Here is a 391-nt window from a genome sequence, read left to right as displayed (position 1 = left end):
TTCTATGAGTAAGTCATATCCTCCACTATTAACTCTAGGTATTTTATACGACTTTTCCTCTGTTTTAGTTTTAAACTGCTTTTCGGGGCATATTATTACATCCACCTTATGCCCTTCTTTTCTGAATATATCTGCTAATACTGGTGCAAAAGATTTATTATATTGATACTCGTTAACTACTCCATCAGCAGAAGTACATGCACCACTTTTTAAAATACTGTGTCCTACTGTTATACATATTTTCATTATTTATTTTCCTCCTTTAACTGTTTGTAAGTTTGATTTATACCTATTGATATACCCCAACAAATTACACCTTGTAAGACTGCATCAGCATTTAATCCTAACATCCATATTGAGAAGCCTACTCCAAGTGCTAGTAATACTACTG

The 391-nt window shown here is 32.7% G+C and carries 1 protein-coding gene and 1 pseudogene; both read right to left on the bottom strand.

Features of this window, described 5'->3' with window-relative positions; all coding sequences use genetic code 11:
* A pseudogene (locus tag IC173_RS20480) lies at nt 1–246 on the bottom strand (N-acetylmuramoyl-L-alanine amidase); the annotation flags it as partial.
* Nucleotides 246–391: phage holin family protein (locus tag IC173_RS20475; protein WP_255613469.1), on the bottom strand; the 146-nt coding region annotated here is incomplete at its 5' end. The gene IC173_RS20475 and the pseudogene IC173_RS20480, both read right to left, overlap by 1 nt.

Origin of the sequence: Clostridioides sp. ES-S-0048-02, assembly GCF_020658495.1 — a bacterium.
Classification (GTDB): Bacteria; Bacillota; Clostridia; order Peptostreptococcales; family Peptostreptococcaceae; genus Clostridioides.
The sequence above is the reverse complement of the archived record's forward strand: the minus strand, read 5'-3'. Positions and strand labels throughout refer to the sequence as shown.